The 26,069-nt window shown below is 59.0% G+C and carries 20 protein-coding genes; 5 read left to right on the top strand and 15 right to left on the bottom strand.

Going from position 1 to position 26,069, the window contains the following annotated elements; translation table 11 throughout:
* Positions 1-103 precede the first annotated feature (103 nt).
* Positions 104-634: an HAD family hydrolase gene (locus J6525_RS11410; RefSeq protein ID WP_225644437.1), complete on the top strand. Its 531-nt coding sequence runs from the start codon at positions 104-106 to the stop codon at positions 632-634.
* 35 nt (positions 635-669) lie between these two features.
* Here J6525_RS11410 and J6525_RS11405 read toward each other — a convergent pair whose 3' ends face one another.
* The 5 genes from J6525_RS11405 to J6525_RS11385 form a co-directional block, all read right to left on the bottom strand.
* Entirely contained in the window at positions 670-1,767 is a 1,098-nt protein-coding gene (locus tag J6525_RS11405) for a DegT/DnrJ/EryC1/StrS family aminotransferase (RefSeq protein WP_225644435.1), read from the bottom strand.
* Positions 1,768-1,785: 18 nt separating this feature from the next.
* Positions 1,786-2,253 (bottom strand): acyltransferase, encoded by a 468-nt coding sequence (locus tag J6525_RS11400; protein ID WP_038386951.1) that lies wholly within the window; start codon positions 2,251-2,253, stop codon positions 1,786-1,788.
* On the bottom strand, positions 2,250-3,311 hold the full coding sequence (locus J6525_RS11395; RefSeq protein ID WP_225644433.1) for a Gfo/Idh/MocA family protein: 1,062 nt from the start codon (positions 3,309-3,311) through the stop codon (positions 2,250-2,252). Before J6525_RS11395 ends, J6525_RS11400 begins: the two co-directional genes overlap by 4 nt.
* Positions 3,312-3,540: 229 nt before the next feature.
* The gene (locus J6525_RS11390; protein ID WP_225644599.1) at positions 3,541-4,557 is read right to left on the bottom strand and encodes an NAD-dependent epimerase; all 1,017 of its coding nucleotides are present in this window, start codon (positions 4,555-4,557) and stop codon (positions 3,541-3,543) included.
* Positions 4,558-4,576: 19 nt separating this feature from the next.
* Positions 4,577-5,866, bottom strand: coding sequence for a nucleotide sugar dehydrogenase (locus tag J6525_RS11385; RefSeq protein WP_225644430.1), 1,290 nt, complete (start codon positions 5,864-5,866; stop codon positions 4,577-4,579).
* 442 nt (positions 5,867-6,308) lie between these two features.
* Here J6525_RS11385 and asnB (J6525_RS11380) point away from each other — a divergent pair, with 442 nt between their 5' ends.
* A complete protein-coding gene (asnB, locus tag J6525_RS11380; protein WP_225644429.1) occupies positions 6,309-8,243 on the top strand; it encodes an asparagine synthase (glutamine-hydrolyzing) in 1,935 nt (644 codons plus the stop codon).
* Between the two features lies 1 nt (position 8,244).
* Here the strand turns inward: asnB (J6525_RS11380) and J6525_RS11375 are convergent, their stop codons facing one another.
* The 9 genes from J6525_RS11375 to J6525_RS11335 all read right to left on the bottom strand — a co-directional run bounded on the left by J6525_RS11375 (position 8,245) and on the right by J6525_RS11335 (position 20,042).
* Positions 8,245-9,420, bottom strand: a complete 1,176-nt coding sequence (locus tag J6525_RS11375; protein ID WP_225644427.1) for a glycosyltransferase — start codon at positions 9,418-9,420, stop codon at positions 8,245-8,247.
* A gap of 107 nt (positions 9,421-9,527) precedes the next feature.
* Positions 9,528-10,337, bottom strand: coding sequence for a class I SAM-dependent methyltransferase (locus tag J6525_RS11370; protein ID WP_016847978.1), 810 nt, complete (start codon positions 10,335-10,337; stop codon positions 9,528-9,530).
* 22 nt (positions 10,338-10,359) lie between these two features.
* Positions 10,360-12,033 (bottom strand): glycosyltransferase, encoded by a 1,674-nt coding sequence (locus tag J6525_RS47250; protein ID WP_225644424.1) that lies wholly within the window; start codon positions 12,031-12,033, stop codon positions 10,360-10,362.
* Positions 12,034-12,154: 121 nt separating this feature from the next.
* Complete coding sequence (locus tag J6525_RS11360; RefSeq protein WP_225644422.1) at positions 12,155-14,320, bottom strand: methyltransferase domain-containing protein; 2,166 nt, start codon at positions 14,318-14,320, stop codon at positions 12,155-12,157.
* A gap of 43 nt (positions 14,321-14,363) precedes the next feature.
* The gene (locus J6525_RS11355) at positions 14,364-15,227 is read right to left on the bottom strand and encodes a TylF/MycF/NovP-related O-methyltransferase (RefSeq protein WP_225644421.1); all 864 of its coding nucleotides are present in this window, start codon (positions 15,225-15,227) and stop codon (positions 14,364-14,366) included.
* Between the two features lie 8 nt (positions 15,228-15,235).
* Positions 15,236-16,579, bottom strand: a complete 1,344-nt coding sequence (locus tag J6525_RS11350; protein WP_225644420.1) for an ABC transporter ATP-binding protein — start codon at positions 16,577-16,579, stop codon at positions 15,236-15,238.
* Entirely contained in the window at positions 16,576-17,376 is an 801-nt protein-coding gene (locus J6525_RS11345; RefSeq protein ID WP_225644418.1) for an ABC transporter permease, read from the bottom strand. The genes J6525_RS11350 and J6525_RS11345 overlap by 4 nt, the downstream gene beginning before the upstream one ends.
* Entirely contained in the window at positions 17,373-19,316 is a 1,944-nt protein-coding gene (asnB, locus tag J6525_RS11340; protein ID WP_225644416.1) for an asparagine synthase (glutamine-hydrolyzing), read from the bottom strand. The genes J6525_RS11345 and asnB (J6525_RS11340) overlap by 4 nt, the downstream gene beginning before the upstream one ends.
* A gap of 84 nt (positions 19,317-19,400) precedes the next feature.
* Entirely contained in the window at positions 19,401-20,042 is a 642-nt protein-coding gene (locus J6525_RS11335; RefSeq protein ID WP_225644414.1) for a winged helix-turn-helix transcriptional regulator, read from the bottom strand.
* Between the two features lie 712 nt (positions 20,043-20,754).
* Between J6525_RS11335 and J6525_RS11330 the strand changes: the two genes are divergently transcribed.
* The gene (locus J6525_RS11330; protein WP_225644412.1) at positions 20,755-21,939 is read left to right on the top strand and encodes a glycosyltransferase family 4 protein; all 1,185 of its coding nucleotides are present in this window, start codon (positions 20,755-20,757) and stop codon (positions 21,937-21,939) included.
* Between the two features lie 696 nt (positions 21,940-22,635).
* Complete coding sequence (locus tag J6525_RS11325; protein ID WP_225644410.1) at positions 22,636-23,967, top strand: hypothetical protein; 1,332 nt, start codon at positions 22,636-22,638, stop codon at positions 23,965-23,967.
* 484 nt (positions 23,968-24,451) lie between these two features.
* Here the strand turns inward: J6525_RS11325 and J6525_RS11320 are convergent, their stop codons facing one another.
* Positions 24,452-25,441, bottom strand: a complete 990-nt coding sequence (locus tag J6525_RS11320) for a hypothetical protein (RefSeq protein ID WP_225644408.1) — start codon at positions 25,439-25,441, stop codon at positions 24,452-24,454.
* Positions 25,442-25,858: 417 nt separating this feature from the next.
* Between J6525_RS11320 and tnpA the strand changes: the two genes are divergently transcribed.
* Positions 25,859-26,069 (top strand): IS66-like element accessory protein TnpA (gene tnpA / locus J6525_RS11315; protein WP_225644407.1); only part of this gene is annotated, 211 nt, incomplete at its 3' end.

The raw sequence follows: 26,069 nt of genomic DNA, 5'->3' as shown, positions 1-26,069 counted from the left end.
CTTTGAGATCACCCCCGGCGTTTGATCGGTCTGGATTTGTCGCACGCGGCGTTGTGAACTATTGAGCTGGCTCATGCCTCGGAGACGGACGGATCATCACCTCATGAGCAGCGCTTCCGGAGATCAGCCGCGAAGGCCGGCGGTGTTCTTCGATCGGGACGGCGTCCTGAACCAGGACATCGGCTACCTGTTCGAAAGCCACAGGCTAGTCTGGATCGAAGGCGCGCGCGAGGCGGTCAAGGCCGTCAACGACATGGGCTATTTTGCGTTCGTCGTGACCAACCAGTCAGGCGTCGCAAGGGGTCTCTACGAGGAGACACACGTCCAGGAGCTTCACGACTGGATGGCGGCTGAACTCGGCAAGATCGGCGCGCATATCGACGCTTTCGAATACTGCCCGTTTCACCCGGAAGGAAGCGTGGAACGATACCGGCAGGTCAGCCACCGGCGCAAACCGTCGCCGGGCATGATCAGTGACCTGCTGGAACGCTTTCCGGTCGACGTCGAACGCAGCTTTCTGGTCGGCGATCAGCCGACGGATCTCGAGGCGGCACGGGCGGCCGGGCTGAAGGGCTACCTGTTCTCAGGCTCCAACCTGGAAAAGTTCCTGAGGCCTCTGCTGCTCGGGAGCTGAAGACCAAAGCGTCGGGCGCGAGGCCGCCATCGCGATCAGAACTTCCGGATCAGCTCGATCACCTCGTCCTGCTGCCGGCGCGTGATCTCGGCGAACATCGGCAGCGAGAGAATTCGGCCCTGATCGCGATGCGCGTTGGGGAACTGCTCCGGCCGATGATCGAACCGCGCATAGGCCGGCAGCAATGGCAGCGCGGTGGGATAGTTGATGGCGGTCTGCACGCCATTGGCGTTGAGATGGGCGGCGAGCGCGTCGCGGCGCGGATGCCTGATCGTGTAGAGGTGATAGACGTGGCTGCGTGCCGGCGCGACCTCGGGCACCACGACATCCTCGATCTGGTTGAGGCCGGCATCATAGACCTCGGCCGCGGCCTGCCGGGCCTCGGTCCAGGTGGCAAGATGCGGCAGCTTGGCGGAGAGGATCGCCGCCTGCATGCCGTCGAGCCGGCTGTTGATGCCTTCGATGTGGTGCTGGTGCTTCACCAGTCCACCATGGCGCGCCAGCATGGCCATCTGCTCGGCGAGCGCCGCGTCGTTAGTGACGACCGCGCCGGCGTCGCCCATCGCGCCGAGATTCTTGCCGGGATAGAATGAATAGGTCGCGGCCTCGCCGAAGGTGCCGACCATGCGGCCCTTGTAGCGCGCCAGATGGGCCTGGGCGCAATCCTCGATCACCCACAGCTTGTGCTTCTGCGCGATCGCCATAATCGCGTCCATATCCGCGGGCTGGCCATAGAGATGCACCGGGATGATACCGACCGTGCGCGGCGTAATCGCGGCCTCGATGGCCGCCGGATCGATCGTGAACGTCGCCTCGTCGGTGTCGCAGAAGATGACGGTGGCACCGGAATGGGTGATCATCGCCGCGGTCGAGATCCACGAATGCGCCGTCGTGATCACCTCGTCGCCCGGCTTCACCTTCAGCGCCCGCATGGCGAGGTAAAGCGCGTCGGTGCCGTTGGCGCAGGACACGCAATGAGCGACCTCAGCCGCCGCCGCAAATTCGCGCTCGAAGGCGTCGACATAGCTGCCGCGAATGAAGGCGTTGTCGCGGATCACGCCGGCGATCGCAGCGTCGATCTCGCCCTTGATGGACTGGTATTGCAGTTGCAGGTCGGCATACGGCACCGCCATTGAATTTCCCCTATTGCCCTATTGGCTCGTCAGCAGCCGGCGCGCCGGATTGCCGGCATAGGTGCCTGATATCGTGATGTCCTTGGTCACCACCGATCCGGCGCCGATGACGACGTCGTCGACGATCCTGACCGGCATGATCGTCGCATTGGAGCCGATCGACACCCGGTTGCCGATCACCGTCTCACGCCACAGCTCCTTGCGTCCACGGGCCGGGCCGCCGGTGGAGAACGTGTCGTTGACGAACATCACACCGTGTCCGACGAAACAATCCTCGCCGATGGTGACGAGCTCGCAGACGAAGGCATGCGACTGCACGCGGGTGCGCGCCCCGACGATCACGCCCTTCTGGATTTCGGTGAAGGGGCCGACGAAGCAGTCGTCGCCGAGCTTGCAGCCATAGAGGTTGCAGGGCTCGACGATCTTGACGCGTTCGCCGAACGCGACATCGCGCACGCTGGCCTGATGCACGTCCGGCCTGTTCACGAAGCGACGCCCAGCCGGCTCAGCCGTGGCGTGAAGCGCAGCGCGACTTCCTCGCCGGTTTCGATCGACTCATAGAGGGCCGAGATTAGCTCCAGGCTCTTTCGGCCCTCGAGCCCGTCGACCAGCGCGGCGCGCTGGTTCTCGAGGCAATCGACCACATGGTGATAATAGGCCTGATGGCCGAAGCCGTAGACGTTGGGCGGGTTAACCGAGAACTTCTCCACGACGTCCTTGTCGGACGGCAGCTCGTCGACAAAGCGCCAGTGCCGGATCTGGTTGACCGCGAAGCCCGAAATCTCGACGGTGCCCTTCTCGCCCAGGATCGACAGCGAGCCCTCGAGATCGGTCGGCCGCGCCGCGGTGGTCGCCTCGATGATCCCGAGCGCGCCGTTGCGGAACTTGAGCGTTGCGACGGCGGTGTCCTCGGTTTCGATGTTGGCCAGCGCCGTCACCGCGCGCGCATGCACGCTCACGACGTCGCCGAAGAACCACTCCAGCATGTCGACATGGTGGCTCGCCTGATTGGTCAGCACACCGCCGTCATAGGCCCAGGTGCCGCGCCAATCGTCCTGATCGTAATACGCCTGGTCGCGGCACCAGCGAACCCGGACCGTCCCCAGGATGAGCTTGCCGAAGCGGCCGGCATCGAGCGCCTCGCGCGCCTTGAGTACCGGCACGTTGAAGCGGTTCTGCTTGACAATGAACATCTTGACGCCGGCCTCGTCGCAGGCCCGGATCATGTCGTCGGCGTCCTGCAGACGCAGCGCCATCGGCTTCTCGACCACGACGTGCTTGCCGGCCGTCGCGCAGGCGATCACATGCGCGGGGTGCTGACCGCTCGGCGTCAGCACGGCGATAGCATCGATGTCCTTCCGCGCCAGGAATTCGTCCATGTCGTAATGGGCCGCAACGCCGAACTTCCCGGCAACCGCATCGGCGCGCCCGCGGATCGGATCGCAGACCGCGACCAGGCTCGCTCCTTCGATGTGATTGCCACCCAGGAGATCCGAGTGACGCTTGGCGATACGCCCGCACCCGAGGAGGCCAAATCTGATCATGCAACAGGCCCTGTCTTGTCTCGTGGCTGGCCAGTGCAACCAGCCGAAGAGCCGAGGGAACAAGCGGCCTTGCGAGCCGCACGGTAGCGTTCCATTACCCAGAAAACCCGGGATAAAGCAAGGCCATGCGCCGATTAGGTGGCGGACGGCACGCCGATTCCACCATGTTCGTCGCCGGGCAGTGGGGAGCAAGCCCGATCCGCGCCGACCCCCGAATGTCGGCTCCCTGTCAAACCTTGTGGTACTCGCGGTACCACTTGATAAATCGCGCGATCCCATCCTCGATGCTGGTCGCAGGCCGAAATCCGATGTCCCGCGCCAGATCTTCAATGTCTGCATAGGTCGCCGGCACATCGCCGGGCTGCATCGGAAGCAGTTCCCTGATTGCTTTCCGGCCGAGCTCCTTCTCCAGCAGAGAGACGACGTGCAAGAGCTCCTCGGGGTTATTGTTGCCAATATTGTAGATCTTCCAGGGCGCCCTGCTGCTCGAAGGATCGGGCGCGGCTGTGGGGGGGATTGATTGCCCCTGAGGTGGCCGCTCCATGAGGCGGATGATCGCTTCGGCGATATCGTCAACAAAAGTGAAGTCACGGCGCATATCACCGTTGTTGAACAATTTGATCGGCGTTTCACTCAAAATCGCTTTCGCGAAAATGAACATGGCCATGTCCGGGCGGCCCCACGGACCATAGACCGTGAAGAACCGCAGGCCGGTAGCAGGGATGCCGTACAGATGGCTGTACGAGTGCGCCATCAACTCATTGGCCTTCTTTGACGCGGCGTACAGGCTGATCGGATGGTCGACATTGTCATGCACCGAGAAGGGCAGTTTTGTATTGCTGCCGTAGACCGATGACGATGATGCAAACAGCAAGTGTCCGCACCCGTTGTGGCGACATCCTTCAAGAATATTGATGAAGCCCTCCAGGTTTGCATCCACATAGGCATGTGGATGCTCCAGCGAGTAGCGCACGCCGGCCTGGGCGGCGAGATGGACAACGACAGGAAAACGATACGCGGCAAAGAGCGACTTGATACCCGCGCGATCAGTCAAATCGAGCTTCACAAAAGTGAAGTTCGGGTCACGCTTCAGGATCTTGAGACGCGCTTCCTTCAGTCGAGGATCGTAATAGTCGTTGACGATGTCCAGGCCGACGACCTTGCGGCCCGCCGCCAAGAGGCGCAGGGCAACATGAAAGCCAATGAACCCGGCAGCTCCAGTGACCAGTGGTGTATCGTGCGACATCGCTTTCTCAGCCATTGTTCTATAGCCGCCAGAGCTCGATGCCGGCGGGAGCTACGCTACGGTCGAGCTTCGCTTTGACATCCAGAATGAGGCCCGTGCCGCCATCCAATAGGCGCTGAAAGAGCGGCCAGCCACCGGCGAGATAGCTATCATGCGCGACGGCCAGGATAACCGCATCCGCCGGGCGCAGGTCATCGAGATCAGTCAGCGTCAGCCTATATTCATGGCTTGCATCCTCCGCATTCGCGAGAGGATCGTGCACCTGAACGTGAATACCAAATGTCTCAAGCTCACGAATGATGTCGACCACACGGGAGTTGCGCGTATCCGGGACATTTTCCTTGAAGGTCAGGCCAAGTACCGTGACGGTGCTTTTGCCCCCCTTGCCCTTCCCGCGAAGCAGCATTCGAACACATTCACGCGCAATGCGCTGACCCATGCCGTCATTGATCCGGCGACCGGCCAGAATCACCTCCGGATGGTAGCCCGCTCGCTCGGCACGAAAAGTCAGATAGTAGGGGTCGACGCCGATGCAGTGGCCGCCAACGAGGCCGGGCTGAAACGGCAGAAAATTCCATTTTGTGCCCGCGGCCGCCAAAACGTCGCCAGTGTCGATATTCAGCACCTGAAAGATCAGCGATAGCTCGTTCATGAACGCGATGTTCAGATCGCGCTGCGTGTTCTCGATGACCTTGGCAGCCTCGGCCACCTTGATGGAAGGTGCGCGATGGATGCCGGCCGTCACGACGGACCCATAGACATTAGCAACGATGTCGAGCGTTTTCGTATCCTGAGCAGAGACGACCTTCATGATGGTCTCGAAACGGTGCAGTTTGTCACCGGGATTGATCCGCTCGGGAGAGTACCCGACCGTGAAGTCCACGCCCGGCTTCAAATGGGAGACCTCGGCTAGGATGGGGATACATTCCTCCTCGATCGCGCCCGGATAAACCGTCGATTCGTAGACGACGATGTCACCCTTCTTGAGCGCACCGCCGACCGTGCGCGATGCGGCAATCATTGCCCCCAGATCCGGCCGGTGCGCATCGTCGATTGGCGTCGGCACAGTGACGATGAAGAAATCCGAGTCCCGGATCGCCACCGAATCCACGGAGAACGTCAGCGACGGATGGCGAAGATCTTCGGCGTCGACTTCACGCGTACGGTCATATCCCTTGCTGAGCTCGGCAACACGGCTGCGGTCCACGTCAAAACCGACGACGGGTATTCTTTTGCGGGCGAAGGCAACCGCAACGGGAAGGCCGACATAGCCCAACCCAATAACTGCAATCTTTCGGAAATGTGACATAAAGGAAGTTCCGGCTCAGGCGTACCATCGAGGCCGGTTGTTTAGCCGCCATACAGCCGACGTCGCAAGAGCGAAAGTCCTTAAGATACCAAGGATTCTGCCGCAAAAAATGAGCGCTATTGCCAGGGCGACCTAAAGAGAATACCAAGGCGTATTAACCTCTTCGGCCCCTCTTGCGTCCTTGAGACACCTGCGACACCGCCAAAATGCGTCGGCTCTGAGCTTCGTCGACCCAATACCGGCGTCGCCAACTTTGCCTTATCCGATTCCCTCGGGATAACCTTCGCGGCTATTGGTTCGCGCCTGAGCCAGGTCATCAACCGTGGATTGCCGTCTTATTGTCGTGGTTTAGATGCGATATGAACTAATTCTGCTGGACGGGCAATCTCCCTGGCTCGGCCCCTGCCCGCTGACCGATTTGCAAGCCTTCCAGTAGGGCGCGATGTGCGGAATCGCCGGATTTCTCGCGGACCCCAGCAGTCGGACATCGGTCGACCAGCTGAAATCCATCGCCGACGCCATGGACGTCAGCCTGGAACATCGCGGTCCCGACGACCACGGCATATGGGTCGATGCCGAAGCTGGTGCTGCCCTCGTTCACCGCCGCCTGTCGATCGTGGATCTTTCGCCCGCCGGACACCAGCCCATGCACTCGGCCGATGGCCGCTTCGTGATGGTCTACAATGGCGAGGTCTACAGCCACCTTCCAATCCGAGCCGAGATCGAAGCGACCGGCCACCGTTTTCGCGGACACTCGGACACCGAGGTCCTGCTCGAATCGTTCGCGCGATACGGAATCCGCGCCACGGTTGACCGACTGATCGGCATGTTTGCGATCGCGATCTGGGACAGGCAACAGCGAACCCTGAAGCTCATTCGCGATCGACTCGGCATCAAACCGATCTATTGGGCCAAGATCGGCGGGCTGTTCATGTTCGGCTCGGAGCTCAAGGCGCTGCGCCGGCATCCGGGATGGACGCCGCGGATCGAACCGGCGGCGGTCGCCTCGTTCATGCGACACAACTATATTCCGGCTCCGCACACCATCTATCGGGATGTCTACAAACTCGAGCCGGGGACTATTCTGACCCTGGAATTCGGCCGCGAACTACAAATTGACAAGTTCTGGGATGCCCGGCAGGTGGCTCTCGACGGCCTGAGCAACCCGCTCTCCGGAGACGAGGCGTCGCTGGTCGAACAACTCGAGACGCTTCTTGTCGATGCCGTCCGCAAGCGAACGATGGCGGACGTGCCGCTCGGCGCATTCCTTTCCGGCGGAATCGATTCATCGACCGTCGTCGCGTTGATGAAAGCCGCAAACGTCGGACCGGTAAAGACGTTCTCGATCGGCTTTGAGCAAAAGGCCTTTAACGAGGCACCTCACGCCGCTGCGATCGCCAAGTATCTCGGAACCGAGCACACCGAACTCATCGCAACCTCGCAGCAAGCGCTCGAGGTCGTACCGAAGCTTTCCGAAATCTTCGACGAGCCGTTCGCTGACTCGTCACAGATTCCGACCTACCTGGTTTCGGCGATGACACGCAAGCACGTCACCGTCGCACTTTCGGGCGATGGCGGCGACGAACTCTTCTCGGGCTACAATCGATATCAGCTGACCCGGCGTTCCTGGAGGATGCTTTCGCTGGTGCCGACCCCCGCGCGAAAGGCACTCGCAGCGGGCCTGACTTCGGTAAGCTCGGAGCGATGGAACGCGATTTTCGACTACCTTCCGGAGCACAGCTATCCACGACTGCCGGGCGACAAGATCCATAAATTCGCGAACGTGCTCGGGTTGAACGATGCCGATGAGCTGTACAGAAAGCTGATCAGCCATTGGGACCCGGATAGCATCGCGCCCGGCGTGGCGGAAGCCCGTGGGGTCTTGTGGGACAATTCCGTACGGACCGACTTTCCGAACTTGCTCGATCGAATGCAATTCCTCGACTCGGTGACCTATCTTCCCGACGATATCCTGACGAAGGTCGATCGTGCGAGCATGGCGGTCGCTCTTGAAGCGAGAGTGCCGCTGCTCGATCACCGCGTTGTCGAAATGGCCTGGCGGCTCCCGCACTCCGTCAAGATCCGGCGCGGCGTCAGCAAATGGCTGTTACGTCAGGTTCTGTACCGTCACGTCCCGAGAAATCTCGTCGAGCGTCCAAAGATGGGCTTTTCTGTTCCACTCGACGAATGGCTGCGCGGGCCGTTGCGGCAGTGGGCGGAAAATCTGCTTTCCGAGAAGCGGTTGCGGGAGACGGATCTCTTCGACGTCGCGCTCATTCGCCGGCACTGGACCGAGCATCTGTCGCGCAAGCGCAACTGGCAATACGCGCTCTGGGACGTCTTGATGTTCGAAGCCTGGCGTGAACGGTGGGGATAGATTACTTCGAAAGCCGGATGCTCGGGATATCATTCGGAATCTTGCCCTCCAGCAAGCCGCGATAAAGATCCTCATAGCGCGACACACAAGCATCCAGGCTGAAGGTCTTTTCGGCCCGATCTGCCGCGTTCATACCCATCCTGACTCGCAATGCCCCGTCCACCGAGAGACGGAGTATCGCCTCGCTCATCGCCTTGGGGTCACGCGGCGGCACAATGACCCCGGTTTCTCCGTTGATGTTCGCCTCCGGGTTCCCTCCCACGTCAGTTGCGATCACTGGAAGTCCGGCCGCCATGCTCTCGAGCACCGCGTTCGAGAACCCCTCCTCGTGCGAGGACAGAACACCGATGTCCGCGCCACACAGGAGGTCAGGCACGTCGCTTCTTGAATCGAGAAAGAGCACGTTGTCAGCTATTTTGAGATTCGTCGCTTGTTCACGCAGCGCCCCGCCGATTCCGTCGTCGCGCCCCACTACTAAGAGCCTCCAGCCGGCGGGCAAATGGGGGCAAGCCATCGAGAAGGCCACGAGCAAATCCTGATGTCCTTTGTAGGGGATGAGGTTTGCCACCATAATGAAAACAAGCGCGTCTTGATCGATTTCGAGGGAGGCACGCACGCCCTGCCGCACCATCGAAGACTTTTGATACTTTGCGAAATCGATGCCGTTGTAGATCAGGCCGAGCCGATCTGCCCGGACGTTTTCGTCATCATGCAGTTGGCGCACCACGCTGTTTGAATTGCCGAGAATGGCCGTCATATGGGGATGCAGCCAGCCTTCGATCGCAGGACTAAAGCGAATGTTGCGCTGATAGTAATTGAGGCTTCGTCGGCTCATGATCCGAACGGGAACGCGAGCCAGAATCGACGCCGGAGCCCCCAGGATGTATGCCCCAGGCAAAAAGAAATGAGCGATTGCCGGACGAAATCGGCGCATGACCCGGCAAAGCCAGAGTACCGTCTCAGCGAGACGCACGAAGCTTCGTATCCGAGACGCGCCGCCGGAACGCCGCGCGACCGGACGGGCTATCACCTCGAAGCCGGCCGCCTCCAGACCGTCTGCGAGCTTGCCTCTTTCGGTCAAGCAACAAACGACCGGCTTCCATCGGCCGCGATCAAGTCTCGGGATGATCTGTGCCAGATGCCGCTCGGCTCCCCCGACATCGAGGGAGCCGATCACGTATATGATCGGGAGTGGGCTCATTGTCTGAAAATCAATGACATCCTCGCCGCGACCGCGAACGCCTTGTCGCGATCCCATGCGGCAGAGCACATAGCATCGTTCCTCTACGCATTCCGAACAAACAGGAATTCGGAATTTGCTTCGCCGGTTGCGATCTTCTCGAGCTTGAAGCCCATCTTCTCGACAAAATCGATGGCGTCCTTGTCGTAGACGAACTCCATGGGCCAGCCGCCGAGCCAATCGCGGATGTCGGTAAACTTGTTCATGCCGCGCATTTTCTTGTATTCCCGCACCCGCCGCAGGAACGCGGGCAAATTGCGCGGATCTCGGTACATCTCGAAACGCCAGACGTACCAACCGTCCATGAGCCTGCGCCGCAGCCAACCGGAAGCAACGTATCGGCGCTTCACATCAAGCCAGAACTCCGGAGTCGGGTCTTTCTGTACGTCGGCCGAGTAGAGTGCGATGTAGAACAGTCCTCCCGGCTTCACTCGGCTGGCTGCATTTTGAATCGCATGCCAGACCTCGCCCGTGTGATGCAGCACACCCCACGAATAGACCAGATCGTAGAGCGGCAATTTGGCGACGTAGGCATCGTCGAGAACCGACCCCTGCTCCGCGGTCCAATTGGCAGGGTTGCCCGCTTGCGACTGGACAAATTTGCTGGCCCGGACCGAATCCGGATCATAGTCGAAGCCGTCCACCCGGGCGGCGCCTGCATCGAGCATGGCAATCGAATGCAGCCCGCTGCCACAGCCAATATCGATAACCGTCAGGCCATTGAGATCGGAACGCCCCATGAACTGAAGGATATGACGCTTCGAAGTCTGAACCTTCTCCGCGTCGAAATTCTTCTGAATGAAGTCATGCCAATTCTTTCCGAACTCGAAGCGCTTCTCTTCTACCTGGTCCATCAAATTGTCCTCTGGAATCCGTTTAACCATACACCGCGAGCGTTTCATCGATCGCACGCTGAACCCCGAAGCGCTTGAACGCGAACTCAGGACCATCTTTCGCCGCGGCTTCTCGCCAGTGGCCGTCTCGCAAAAGGCGCACGATTTGGCAAGCACTCGATGCCGCGTCCCAGCCTTGGAGAACCCACCCTGACTTGCCGTGATTGACCGCCTCTGGCGCGCCGCCGGCGGGCGTCGTCACGGCGGGCACCCCCAGGAACTGCGCTTCGACCAAAACGTTCGGAAGCCCCTCCGCACGGGAGGTCAGAAGCATCAGGTCCATGCTGGCAATAGCGGCCATCGACTCCTTCAGATGGCCCGCGAAAAACACGGCTCCTGCCAAATCGTCAGCAGCCGCGCGAGCCTCCATGACCGCGCGCAAAGGTCCATCTCCAACGATCAGAAAACGTACATCAGGCAGTTCCCGGCGGATGAGCCCTGCGATCTCCAGCCACAGCATGGGGCACTTTTCCTCGGTAAAGCGCATCACGGTCCCCACAACCTGCGCGCCGGGTTCAATTCCGACGCGCTGTCGGAGCTTGGCGCAATCCGCCTTGTACCCCGCCAGCTCGGACTCATCAAAGGCATAACCATTGCGGACAACGCCAATCGAGTCCTTGGCCAATCCAAGCCACGCCTCGTAAGCCCTCGCGCCAGCCGCACTGTTGTTGATCATCTTGACACCCGGCTGACGCGCGAGCCAGCGGTAGCTTTCACGCATGTATGGCTGATGAAAAACGAAATTGATCGGCGGCAAACTACGTTGCGAGATGATGATCTTTGGCACGCCGGTCAGCACCGCCGCGATACCCCCTTTGATGTTGACTTCGTCGAGCCACAGATGGGCAATCTCGGGGTTCTGCGCCGCCAATGTCTTGGCATAGAGGGCCACGTCGTCCCGCAGTTCCGGCGGCAAGGCATCGACGACGGCCCGCCGCGCCGGTTCGAGGTTACTGTCCACCTCAGTGCCGATGACGCTGGCTGCAATATCCCTGGACTCCAGCTCCGGCAGAAAAAACCTGCTGACTGGGGAGGATAGATTGACGCATGCCACGCGGATGCTTGGCTTCCGGCCTTCGCGAAGCCCCCGCGCCGTGACCACCAATTGGCGCTCTGCACCGCCTGGGCCAAGCGTGCCGATCATCATCGTCACACCGTGCTGCTGCGCAATCGATCTCCTCGCGGCCGAGACACCTTGCCTCTCCAGCTGGATACCGAACTGCCTGAGCGCGCGACGATGTCGTCGATCGGGCATCGCCAGGACGAGCTTGAGAATTCCACGCTCGACCCGCTCCACCATGCTGAGTTCTGCCGGATCGCGCGCCAACAAGGGACGACAGCGAGCCATCTTCGACCAAGCTAACAAATACGCATCTTTGAACGTGACGGTTGGAGGTCGACGCGGCCGGTACTGCCGAATACGAGCCATCTTCGACCAGGCGAACAAATACGCATCTTTGAACGTGACGGTTGGAGGTCGACGCGGCCGGTACTGCCGAATAAATGCAATCGAGCGGTGCGGCAGATTGCGACGGACCGCCACGGCGAATGCCCTCGCCACGAATTTTGGACCTATTGCAAACATGGAAGAAACGGTCCGCGCCGGCGGCCGCCATGCAGCATTGCCCTTCGATGTCGCTTGTTCCTCCTTGCCCACGTTCTTCGCCCCCTAGACAAATGGCCTGGCCGGCCCCCGTTCAAATCTTGCGGTCATGGGTTTGCTCGTCCTGCTAAATACGCACGATGGGTTCGGCACTACCTTCGGCCCGGTCGCCCGCTCACGATCGATAGATCCAGGACGGGAGCTTGGCTGCAAACCACCGCAGCGCCCAAGGTCGTTGCGGTCGATCTGCCTTCTCCACAACAGGATCAGCCGACGGACCCGCCTCAGCAACCTCGCTATCAACTGCCGAACCGACCGCAATTTCATCGCGGGCGGCCAGCATCCCGTCGGCCATGAGCTCAATATTAAAAGAAGTCTTGACCTGTCGCGGGGCCAGTTGCGCAGCTTTTTCTCTCCAGCGCAAGTTGCCTAGCAAGTCAACGATAGTATCAGCCATAACCCGCGCTGTCGCATCGGGCTTGAATATCTGCCCCGTCTTGCCATCCAGCACAGCCTCGGGAGCGCCTCCAGCGGAGGTCGTAGCGACGGGAACCCCAAGGGCCTGAGCTTCGAGAATGACGTTTGGAAGACCCTCGATACGAGACGCCAGAAAGAACAGGTCCATTGCTGCGATTGCCGCGGCCGGGCGCAGTTCCAGATCGGCAAATATCAATGCGCCGGTCAACCCAAGCTGCTCGGCGCGAGCGCGAACATCATCGAACCGCGCGCCATTGCCCACCAGCAGGAAGCGCACATTCGGCATCTTCTCACGTATCATCGCGGCGACATCGAGCCAGAGGAACGGACGTTTCTCCGTCATCATCCTGAAGACACCGCCAACAATCAGCATCTTCTCATCGATGCCCAACGCGGCTCGGTATTGTTTTCTCAGGACCTTGGGTGCAGCATCATTGTCGAGGTCAATTCCGTTGTGCACGACCTTGATCGCTCCCTCTGGGAGCTCCAGCCACGCGGCATACGCGCGCGCACCAGCATGGCTGTTATTTAGCATCTGCAGGTTCGGTTGCTCTGCCAAGAACCGATAACAATCACGATGGTACCCGTGATAGTAAGGGAAATTGTACGATGGCATATTGCGAAAGCAGAGCAATGTTCGGGGGATCTGCAGTACGGTCGCTGCAATGCCTCCTTTGATGCACACTTCGTCCATCCAGAGATACACCGTCTCGGGATTTACATCCGAGAGAACGTCGTAGTAGGCCCTTACGTCAGCGAGCTCCGGCGACAACACTTCAAATGGATCGGGATCCGCCGTCTTCCCGGATCCGGTCGGAGATTTGGCGGCAGAGAAGCCGTCAATGATTTTGACGCCCGCCTTCTGCAGCCTGGCTCTGAAGAAATTCTCCCGTTCCGTCGCCGGCGGATGGACGAGCGCCACAGTAACTGAATCAATCCCTCTCGATACGATCTGTTCGACCAAGGCGACCATTTGCCGTTCGGCGCCACCCGGGCCCAACGAACCAATGATCATCAGGATTCCACTGCGATGCGGCGACGCCTTTGCCGACGCGCTCGACATCGCCTGCGCAGCAAGGGCCTGAAAGGCCGTTAATTGCTCCTGATAGTCGGTCGCTCGCCCCTTCTGCCCAATGTACAGAAGTCGATTCCCCGCCCCAGCCTGAGTTGGCTTGTTCTGGCGCATGTTCTCAAGCCAATCCGGCAGAGGATCAACGAGCGGCTTTCCGCTCCAGAAGGCATCGTTCGGGACAAAGATGTTGTCGTCGAACCCCACCTGATGCGTCACCACCTCATCGAAGCCGAACCGGGAGAGAAGCGCTTTCAGTGACGATTGATCGAGTGAGCGAACGTGCTGCCAGCGATGGAACAGCAAATTGCTGACCGGGCAGTACGCCATGTCCAAATCGAGATCTTCGTTGTTGGGCGTCGTGATGACCAACACGCCCCCGGGCCGCACAAAGCGCGCCAGACGATCGAGCGTGACGTCCATGACCTCGTCCAGAACATGCTCGATGACCTCGGACATGATTACGACATCAAAGGTCTCCGTCGAGTCCTCGCCCACGACGCCCAGGAATCCATCGAAATTCTCCAGCGCACGCTGCAGATTTGCCGCGCGTCCTTTCGACGGCTCGTATCCCGCCACGGTCAGGCCCCGCTGGGCCATGAAGCGAAGAAGGTGGCCATCGCCGGCACCGAAATCGAGAATGCGTCCGTGCTTTGGAAGTATGTGATCAATAGCCGTAATGACACTACGGCCGCCAAGCTTCGCGAAACTGAGTTCGGTCAGCCGGGTTTGCCCCACATTGTCCCAGAACCGGTTGACCAGTTCGGGGGTCCACTTCAAGCGTTCCGCAGCCATGTCAGAGCTTTCTCACCATTGTACGAAGCAGCTAAGCCCCATCCTACTGCTTGATCGTGAAGGCCTGCCCCGTTGGCAAAAGCGCGAGATTCTCGGCCTTCGATTCGAAGAATTCGTCAGCTGCTTGTTTCGCGCCTGGGCATGATTTGAACCCGTGGTCATCAAGCAGGATAATGCCACCCGCAACCATGCGAGGATAGAAGAACTGAAGCGAGTCGAGCGTGGGCTGGTAGAGATCAACATCGACGTGCACAAAGCGAAACCTGCAGTCGGCCGCTTCGGCAAATCGCGTGGGAATCCAGCCCTTGTAAATCCGATAGTTGTCGAACTCTCGCAAGCTCTGCGTCAACTCATCTTCGGCCGCGGTCAGCGAGCCCTTTCGCCAGTACGTGCCATCGACGGAAGCCGGCTCGGACAACCCCTCGAAACTGTCGAAGAGATGAATCGACATCGGTATCTTCCTGAAGGCCTGGCACAGCAAGTAGGCCGTAGCGCCCCTGTACGTGCCGCATTCGGCGGCATCGCCTTCGAGATGAAGCACGAGCTTCAGCAACTCGTTCATCGCATATTTGCGATCAAGCGAATGCCAGTTCCCTACATCCATGAACCTCATGTAGTAGGCAAGGAATGCTTCATCCTCGAGGAATATCCGAGCAAATTCGGAGAATTTGAACTTCGGATAGATGGCTGTCGTCAGCGCCTCCGCCGAAAGATAGCGTTCGAATTCGGAGGATTGAAACTCCAGCCCACGCTTCAAGAGCGTAAGAAGCTGAACAGCCTTGTCCGGCGCAAGGCTCTGGATCTCCGCCGCCAGCCGCGCAGCATCAGAACTGTAGACCGGGGCCGGAGCGGGTTGCACCGGGGCCGCGCTCTCGGTCTTCGCGCGCGGTCCCAGCAACGGCGCCATTATTCGCTTCAACATCCTCCGACAGCTCCGCTTACCCGGGCGACATCTTCTTGTTCAGAGGAAATCACGATTTCACTCTCCAGATTGACCAAGGCTGTCGTGAAAGCCCCTTTTGTGCCAACAACCCGGAATTGAATGGCATCCTCGACGAAATCGATTTTTGCACCATCGTGGAGATGCGCGGCGCCGAGCGTCAGAAAGAAGTCGCCCGCCGCCAACCACATCGTGCAATCGCACGCTATCGTCAGAACATCACCGGCACGGGCTTGCCACGCCACGCCATGGCTGGTCAGGTTGGTTGCCCCCCATACGACAGTTCCCCTGCGGTCCTTGATTGCAAAACCACAGGACAGTGCCGGAATGTCCGCATCGCACCGAAACCGCATCGAAAAGCGATAGTTACTTCCACTCTGAAGGAGCGTTGCGCGCCGTCCGTGCTCATCGAACACCCCCCAATCGAGCAAACGCCCCTCACCCGATCCATATCGAACCTTCGGCGCGATCTCCTCCGCCGGCAGCTCGGAATCGTCGGCATTCTCGACGGTTCTTTGACTGATCGCGTTCTCCAGCCCCGGCGACGACGCCTCTTCGGCCGCGGTCGCCGTGCTCGCTTCCGATTTGCCAAACAGCAGATTGTGATAGACCACCGATATCGGCCCGGCCTCGCCTTCCGCGAAGACTCGTCCGCCTTCCAGAATCAGGGCGCGATCGCAGAAAGTCGTAATCGTGTTGGTATCATGGGACACGAGCAAGATCGTCGCGTTCTTCTGCTTCAGCCGCTGGATCCAGCCGAAGCACTTCATTTGAAACCGCGCGTCGCCAACCGATAGAGCTTCGTCAACGATCAGGATATCAGGCTCGACGCTGATCGCCGTGGCGAACGTGAGACGCGCCTGCATCCCGGTCGAATAGGTCTTGAATGGCTGGTCGATCACGTCCCGCAACTCGCTAAATTCGATGATCGAATCGAGCTTGCGTTCGATTTCCGCCTTGGGCATGCCGAGGCACAGCCCACCCATGAAAATGTTCTCTCGGCCGGTGTAGTCCGGGTGAAAGCCGGTTCCCAGTTCGAGGATGGCGGTGATCCGGCCGTTGACGTCCAAATCACCCGACGAGCGCTCGAGTGTTCCGGCGATGATCTTGAGCAGCGTCGATTTTCCGGCCCCATTGCGCCCAAGAATTCCGACGATCTCTCCACGCTTGAGATCGAGATCGACGGCCTGAAGGGCCACGCGCTCGGTGTGGCGCGGAACGCGGCGAATAACTTCCACCAGCGGATCGATTGCATGCTCATAGACGCGGTACGCCTTTCGCAGCCCGCGCGCACGGATGGCGATTTCAGATCCGGTCATAGCGCGTCACCAAAGCCGTGCTGCAGGCGAGAGAATACCGCGTAGCCGATTGCCAGGCAGGAGACCGCCCCAAGGGGAAAAACAATCCAAGCCGCCGGATGTTGAAAGGCTCCGAAATAGAGCGCGTCCTGCCAGCACCAAACCTGGTAGCTGAACGGATTGAAATGAAAAACCCAGTTCATCCAGCTCGGCGTCACATACGGGTTGAACAAGATGGGCTGAGCGAACAGGTTGACCGCACAGAAGATCGTCACGATGTCGCGCAAATCGCGAAAGAAGATGCCGAGGGCCGATAGCATGAGAGCAACGCCGGTCATCGCAATGAGTTGGATCGCAATCAGGAACGGGACGGTCAGAACCATGAAGGTCAGGGTTCCGCTGACCGCAGCGTAGCCGATCGTGAACAGAAGCGCGATTGAGTATGGAAGCGCCGAAGCGATCGCAGTCTTGATCGGCAATACCACGACCGGAAAAATGATCTGCTTCACGAGGCTTGCATGAGCGGTCAATATCGTGCTGGAGCGCGCCAGCAAATCCTGAAACGCCAGCCACGAGACTATTCCGATCAAGACATTGACGGCAAAATCGGGATGCCCGCCGCTGCTACCGACGCGGGTCGGGAATACGTAGGCGAACAGGAGCGAGTACATCAGCATGAGCAGCAGCGGATGGCCATAAGCCCACAGCGCGCCCAGCAGCTGTCCGGTGTGACGATCACGCAACTCACGCTTCACGAGCTCAGCAACGAGCTCGCGGTGTCCGTACACCGAGCCAAGAAGTGACTGCGCCGCGATCACAGCGAGACCTCCGGATTAGCCGACAGCCACGCTTGCGCCATCAAGACATTCCACAGCGGATAGGCCCAGTTCGCGCCAGCCAGATGCGCTTGCCATCGCTCTCGGATCGGTGCGGGAGTGAACAATTCCTGGTCCTTCAATCTTTTCTCAGCCAACAATTCTTCCGCCCAGTCCCTCAGCGGTCCCCTCAGCCACTCCGCCAGCGGCACGCCAAATCCCATCTTTGGACGGTCAAGCAGTGCACGCGGGACACGGCGATAGAGCACCTCGCGCAACGCCCATTTGGCAACGCCATCGCGATACTTCATATGCCTTGGAAGGGTCCAGGAGAATTCCACGACCCGGTGATCCAGTAGCGGAACCCGCGCTTCGAGGCCGACGATCATGCTGGAGCGATCGACCTTCGTCAGAATGTCGTCAGGCAGATAGGTGAGAGTGTCGATAAGCATCATCCGGTCGAGAAAATTCGGAACGCCGGTCGGGAGATGCGTATCCCAAAGCACCCCCTTGGTCTCGGAAGCTCCGATCACCAGATCGTTCGGTGTGTGCCAATGGCTCAGCATCCCGCGATAGAGCGTGTCGGGATCACCCTCGAGAATGGCCGGGGCGTACCGTTCAACCTTCGAACCAAGACCGTTTATCCGCCAGCGGCCTGGCAGCACCTCGCCGATCTGATCCAAGGCACGCCTCGGAACAGCACGGAGACCTCGAGCCAGCACATTGCGCAAAGCCCCTGGGGCGGGGCTGGCGACCTTTCGCATATCCAGCGCGTAGGCATAGCGGGAGTAGCCCGCGAACAATTCATCGCCACCATCTCCCGAAAGCACGACCTTAACATGCTGACGGGTCAGCTCGCACACCAAGGCGGTCGGCAGTTGAGAGGAGTCGGCGAACGGTTCGTCGTACCATTGCGGGAGATGCTCAACCATATCCAAGGCATGCGAGGCATCAGCATACAATTCGGTGTGGTCAGTTCCGAGATGGCGCGCGACCTCGCGCGCAAAGGGCGCCTCGTCAAATCCCTTCTCCGCAAAACCGATCGAGAATGTATTGATCTTTCGATCTGCGGTCTCTGCCATCAGCGCAGTCACGAGCGAAGAGTCTATCCCTCCCGACAACAGCGAACCAATCGGCACGTCGGCAACCAGCCGGCGCCTCACTGCATCGGACAGCAGAGCATCAAGGCGATTGATCGCCTCGCCCTCGTCGATTTTCGATTTGCCGCCTACCGACGTCTCAACGAGGCCTCTGAGATTCCAGAAACACTCAGTCGAAACTTCGCCGCCAAGCTTGGTCTTGAGCATGGTGCCCGGTTCAAGCTTGTAGGTATCCTTATAGATCGTAAAAGGCGCCGGGATATAGTTGTGGCGCATGAACGAAGCCATCGCGTTGCGATCCAGGGCTGGCGCCCAGCCCGGAACAGCGCGCAGCGCTTTCAATTCCGAGCCGAAGGTCAGCACCCCGTCAATTACGCTCCAGTAAAGCGGCTTGATTCCAAGGCGGTCGCGCACAAGAGTCAGGTCGCCAGTCTGCTTGTCATAGAGCGCGATGGCGAACATGCCGATCAGGCGCGGCACCACGTTTTCGATGCCCCATTCCGCGCAGGCCTCGAGGATAATTTCAGTATCCGAGTGACCTTTGAGCCGACGATTGGTCCGCTCAAGATCGGCCGCAATCTCGTTATGGGAGTAAACTTCGCCATTGTAGACAATGACGAACTGCCCACATCCCGACGTCATCGGTTGAGCGCCCGTGGGGGTCAAATCACGGATCGCCAGACGTCGGTGACCGAAGCCCACACCTCGTTCGCTGTCGAGCCAAGTGCCGCGCGAATCCGGCCCACGATATGCGAGGCTATCGGTCATTTCGTCGAGGACCCGCTGCGATAGAGGCCCGCGGCCGCCTGGCCGAAGTCGCATGAAACCCGCAATGCCGCACATTACTGCGCCCCTCTCCCCCTGGCCGTAGACACTGTTCAGATCACTGAAAAAAGCAGAGCAGCAAAGAACCTGTATTTGACGCAATCATTGCGCTGCATCCTGATGCTCCTGGTGATTCAAGCCCAGCAAGCTTGGAGCCAGTACACGGCCTGATCCGTAGAGGCGTACCGCTTCATCGAAAGCCCGACTGGGATTGGCTACATCGGTGATCATCACAGCATCAAATGGAATGGCAACACGATCGTAGCCAGCAACGACCTGGACCCCGACGAAACGCGTGTCGCCTGCATTTTCATCAACAATTGCGACGATCGAGACACCGCAATCGACAGCCGACAGCATGGCAATCTCGGCCAAGTCCGACCTTCCACAAAGCACCAGATTCTGGAAATGCTGCGCCTTCGCCAATTGAAGGACCTGCGCACAATCGGCCTTGGCCTGACGAAAAAACGAGAAAGAGGACGACAGATATTCCACGGTCAGGCGCGATTTCTCAGCGAAGCCCTTTGGCGTCAGGTAATAGGCGTAGCGACGCGCCGGCGCCTGGCTGACTTTGACAAGGCCCTTCTTGATGCATCGCTTGAGGTAGGCGTTAACGAGGCCAAGCGCGATACCAAGCTCCTCCGCGATGCGGCGCTGCGATTGCGCGCCGTCATCGACGGAATTCAGCAAATTAAGGACGATCCGTTCATCCTCCCCGCTAGAATCCGGCAACGTGTGGTCCATTGAGACTCCCCCTCCGCCGGCGACAGATAGTCCGTTCATGCCGTGAACGTCAAGTCGAACGTTCACGATGTGAACAATTCAATCCATTGAATTTATTGTAGAATTTTATGGCTAGCTAATTGAGCCAGCAAATTGGCATGTTCGGACGGGCGCCTTTTCTTAGCCTGGATGCAAACGCCCACTCACTACGGCGTACCGATAGTATTCGCTCGGCGCTGCCACCGGCCGCGTTCGAACGCCGCCAAATGGACTGACCATACCCCTGCCCCCAGTAGTTGCGTTCGATGAATAACATTCCAGAGTGCGCTGACCGCAATGTCGACGAACAACGACGCCTCGGAATGAGCGGTCACCACATCCGATAAGCGCCTGTACTGGGCGGTTAGAGCTGGCGCAAATCAAGAGCAACCGCGTCGAAGCGTCCGCGCAGCAGCAGCCGGCGCTGTGATAGACCCAGGCGGCACAAGCAGCGCATCGCTCGAACTTCGTACCCACCAAATCTGATGATGTCGCACCCGAACCATGCGGCAGGCCGCCGCACTGCTGGTGGACGTGCGTCATCCCGTGGTATGATTGCGGCCCTTCGTGACGTTGGCGACGATGCTGATGGCCTACTTGCGGTCCTGCTGCTCCCTTCGAGACGACACAGATTTTTCATGCTCCCGATTACCCATGACATCCGGGCTTCCGACAATCCTGCTTCGACTGATCAATGAATCCCCTAGAAATCAAGCTGAAGGGTCGCATCCTCTACATCGCTAACGAGGACTGGGCGTTCTTGCTCAATCGCCTGCCAATGGCGCGGGCAGCGCGTGACGCCGGCCTTGAGGTTCATGTGGCGACCAATGTGAGCAGCGGCGCCGCCTCTATCAAGGCGGAGGACTTTGTACTTCACCAGATCCCCTTCCAACGTGGTCAACGGGCGATGCTCACGGCTGCTGCGGCGCTGAAAGCTATCCGGGAGGTGGAGCGCGCGATCAAGCCAAGCATCGTGCACCATTCCGGGGTGCAATGCTGCGTCTTTGGTTCGCTGGCTGCGCTCGACCGGAGATTCCCCGTCGTCAATGCGATCACCGGGCTCGGCTATATCTTCACGTCATCGAGTTCGCAGTCACGTCTGCTGAAGCGCGTCCTGACCAGACTGCTGCCTTGGCTGCTCAATCGAAATCGCAGCTACACAATCGTGCAAAATCCCGACGACCGCGAGGCGCTGATGGCGCTCGGTGCCAAGCCCGACCGCATGACGTTGATTCCGGGATCTGGCGTTGATGATGAATCACTGCAGCCGCTACCTGAGCCGGCAGGCCCGATCACGATCGGATTCGCGGGGCGGCTGCTGGTCGACAAAGGCATCCGCACTCTGGTTCACGCCCACGGTCTACTGCGCGATCAAGGACACGATATCAACCTTATCATCGCAGGAAATCCTGACCCGGCGAATCCATCGTCCGTGTCACACGAAGAGATCGAAGCCTGGATCGCACGACCGGGCATCACGTGGCTCGGGCACATCGACAACATCGCCTCGCTGTGGCGCGCTTCACACATCGCGGCATTGCCTTCGTATCGTGAAGGGCTTCCGGGAGCGTTGATGGAAGCAGCCGCCTGCGGCAGGCCCCTGATTGCGACGGACACGCCTGGCTGCCGCGAGATTGTGCTTGCTGATCAAACCGGCCTCTTGGTACCACTCGAGGACCCAATAGCCCTGGCAAGCGCAATTCTGCGGCTTGCTGAAGCGCCTGAGTTGCGGGCGAGGTTCGGTGCTGCGGCGAGACGACGCGTGTCGGAGCGATTCTCTGCAAGGATTATCGGCTACACGATCACTCAGCTCTACGGTGACATATTGGCGCGCAATGAGACACCACTGACTGCTTCGAACGCCCGAACCGATCGATAACCGCGACCTCGCCGATCGCGGCCCACTGAACAAGCGAACTGACGCAGCCGGCGTCAAAGCGATGTCCCTCACAGGCTGCGGCCAACGTGTCGTGCCGTGCTTGATATCACCACTATTCTCCGGGCTCCTGCGCCGGCGGCCGGGCCTGTGAATGCGGCAGTTGCCAAGGAAATCTCATGAACTCCTCCATGGGACTCGCCCACAGAAACGCCCGCGCAAGCGGAGGCTGGCTGAATTGCTTTGCTGCTCGTTCGAAATTGGCGACTTGTCAACCTGCTTCCTGGTGTTTACAGGACAACGCAATCGTCAAGCACGACCAGAGAGTTCCGCTCATGGAAGCAACTCGGCTCACTCGAAATCTTGGGTACCTTCGGTCCCGGGACCAGCCATACCTGTGATGACCGGGAGAGCCCAAGCGAACGAAGCAAGCACGGCGTCGCCGTGGAATTGCGGCGCGGTTCGTTGATCCGGCCCAGCGGCGCCGGCCGAACTCAAGATACGCTGCGCCATGTTCGCAAGGCTCCGCATCCGCGAAAGATGACGAACGTCATCACGGCAATTGTTGGCAATTGTTGCTTCGCTGAGATAACAGAGGCTTACTCTTGGCACCAAGCAGGTTAAGTTCTCGAATCTTCGAATCCGCAGGCCGCCAGCCACACTCACCGGCCGCGTATGACCTGCAACGGGACTGGCAGCATGAATACGAACGAGATCGCGGTAGCGGGCAAGATTTCAACGCGCGTGAGCTTGGGCGTATTGATCAGCTTCCATATCGTCGCCTGCTGCATCTCGCTCGGCTATCTCAGCCGCAGCTACGGCAACTTCCATATTTTTTATGATGCCGAACTGCTCAACGGGGCGATCGCAACGATCGCCGCGTTTGCTGCTCTCTCCTACCTTTTCCTCCTCGTTCCATTCAGCTTTGGTTATTTTCTCAGCTTTTATTTTTACACCATGATCCTTGGATACCTCTGGCTAAATTGTTTCTCCCGCTTCGAGTACAATCACTGGCTCAGCGGAGCCTCTGCCGTCGCGTCCATGATAGCATTCATGGCGCCATCACTCCTCGTGACATCTCCGATCCGACGAGTGTTCACGATTAGCGAAACAACCTTCTACCGCGCATTGACAATTATCTTGGCAGTCGGCGTGGCCACGATCCTGATAGCCGCAAGCTATAGCTTCAAAATGGTCTCGCTCGGGCAGATGTACGACTTCCGCGACAAGATCAACATGCCCTCCCCGCTCGTCTACTGCATTGGCGTCGTTTCGAACGCCCTGTTGCCCTTCACCTTTGCTTGCTTTGTGGAGCGGCGGAATTACTGGCGAGCTGGACTGACGCTTGTCCTATTGCTGCTTGTCTACCCAATCACGCTCAACAAGATCGCGTTCTTCACACCAATGTGGCTTCTGGCCATGGCTGTACTGACGCGCCTGCTCGATTGCCGAATTGCAGTTGTGCTCTCGCTATTCGTACCGCTGATTATCGGCGTCGTCTTGTACGCCATCCTCGGCATCAGCGACACGCGCTATCTCGATATCGTCAATCTTCGAATGATTGCTACGCCTTCAAATGCGATGGATATCTACAACGACTTCTTCTTCAACCACCCTCTCACATCCTTCTGCCAGATTACATTTGTCAAAACCCTCGTCTCTTGTCCCTATCCGGTTCAGTTGGGAGAAGTGATGCAGCAGGCCTACCGGCTCGGTAATTTCAATGCCTCCCTTTTCGCGACCGAAGGGATCGCTTCGGTCGGCGTTCTCCTGGCGCCGATCCCGGTTTTGGCATGCGGACTTGTAGTCGCTCTCGTCAATCGATTTTCCTCGGGCCTTCCTCCTCGCTTCGTCCTTGTATCTGGTGCGATCCTTCCTCAGATCCTCTTGAACGTGCCATTCACGACAACCCTCCTCTCTCACGGCGCCGCCGTACTTTTTCTGCTATGGTATCTGACGCCGCGCTCAGTCTTTGCATCGCAGAGTGGGTCTGTCGCCGTCGAGAGGAAGCTTGAAGAGCACCTCGCATGACCATCAAGCGGTCGATGTTGGTTAGCGATCGCATTTGGTGCGAGCCAACACTGCATTTTGCCCTGATCTACGCCGCATCCTGATCTGCAAACTGGACACGACATGTCGAAGCGATTTCAGCGGAGGCTCGTTCTCGCGACTATTTTTGGAGCGATCTTATACATTCCGCTCGGGCTCTACCTCGATACGCTTCCGCCTTGGCGTGAGCCGGACCCGGGCCTCATCCGCCCGCCATTCAAACATTTTGGCGGCAACGCTTGGCAATATCTGACACTTATCCCAGGCGCCGTCTCGGACAGCAATGAGGCACCCAGTCGGTCTCGGCTTGAAGTGACAGAAGACCGTCACGCTCTCGGACCAGCTCATACGACGCACGTCGATATCGCCGAGAAAGGAAACGGACGATACTCTCATTGGCAGTCGTCCTTGATTTTCTCGACGAGCGACAACAGCGACCCGAATACAAACGGGCGAGCCTACCGAGTCATTGATCCAGACGCGAAGGACCCCTTCGTTTCGCTCCGAATTCCTCATCGTCCAAGTTTGTTGAGCCGGCTATTCCCATCGAGGTTCGATCACTGAACCTCTCGCCCCTCCAGCTTGCGCGTTTTGCATCTGGAAGCAGATATTCACGAGCGGTCAGAACACGAGGTGACCAAGAAGCGGATCGAGCGATCTTTGACCGGACACCAAAAGCAGCGCACGGAGCCAGCAAGATCAATCCTATTGCGATTGCATTGGGATAGTGGAAAACGACGTCCTGCATGTTCTCAATGTGCAAAACGTACTCGGGATTCAAATAGTCCTCATTGTCGGATCGACTCGATACGTAGCGGTAGATCTCGTTGGCGTTCGCCCAACCTGCTTTTGTGTACTTCGCGACTATCTCCGCTCGCAAGACGCCGCGCCGCACGTCGTACCTGTAAGCCGAAATCCCATAGTCTGGATCAACCAGGTAGTCGTGCCCACCGGCAGCAAACTTTACGAGCACACGGCCACCGACATCGAACGCCCACGCTTGAATTCCATTTTTGCGAAGAATCTCGGAAGTGATCACTGCGCGCTGGCCACAGAAGCCGCATATCAGCGTACGTTTCTGAAGAAGGCCCTCGCTCCAAATTAGGCTCGCGTCGATTAGTGCTAACTGAGCAAGAGTTGCAGAAAGAACACGCTCAATCGGTGTCAACGAGAAGTCGCCCGGTTCGCAGTTGTAGCTGGTGTAGTGCACCGCGAGCGCGATCCGGTTCGCGTAGGCGACATCGTCGGTCTCAGAAGGACGTCGGATGAGTTCGGCGTCCGGAATCCCGCTAAGTGTGCGCCCGCTCACATAGTCGTATCCGGGTACACCAACTTGCCTGCCTCGCGATTGCATAGGCAGAAGCTGCGAAGCAGAGACGGCCACCAGCAAGATTGCGACGACGGTCCGCAGCAGGGTCGGCCTTCTGAGCCTCGGCAGGGTCCTCAGCCAGTTCATCGGCCGCGACGCTCATTGTTGAGGGCGCTCTTAAGCTCCGTACTGCACCCGCATGAGACGCAAGACGCTTCTTGTGCTTGAACACATTATTTTCAAACGGTGAGAGCGTGAATAGCTCAATTGAGCTATTCACCGTGCAGATTTGGCCCGCCAGAAACCTACAGAAACACTGGTGCAATCTGAAACCCAAGAACCACATTGGCTAACCAGGTGACGGAGCGCTTGGTGACTCTGCCGGCGCGCCTGGAAAATCGTGGAGGGCTAGCAGGCAGCAAGGATTGCTGCCGAGCGCAATTCAAATATCAATCGATGAAGGGCAAGCTATCTTCCGTATCTCTCCGGCGAAGGCCGCCTTGTGTAGTTTGCGAGGCGGCCTGAGGATTTGACCTTAAGTCTAGCTTTAAGGTCACGTCGGGAATGCAGGTCAATGTGTTGGGCGCCGAGCGTCGGCGGCGATGGAGTTACGACGAGAAGGTCCGCCTTGTCGAAGAGACCTTGCAGCCCGGCGAGACGGTCTGCGGGGTAGCACGCCGGCACGGGGTGGCTCATAGCCTGCTGTTCACCTGGCGTCGACAAGCGCGCCAGGGGCGACTGGGCGGAGATGCTGCGCCTGCTCTTGTGCCCGTCG

Source organism: Bradyrhizobium australafricanum, assembly GCF_020329495.1.
In the GTDB taxonomy this organism is placed as follows: Bacteria; Pseudomonadota; Alphaproteobacteria; order Rhizobiales; family Xanthobacteraceae; genus Bradyrhizobium; species Bradyrhizobium australafricanum.
The sequence above is the reverse complement of the archived record's forward strand: the minus strand, read 5'-3'. Positions and strand labels throughout refer to the sequence as shown.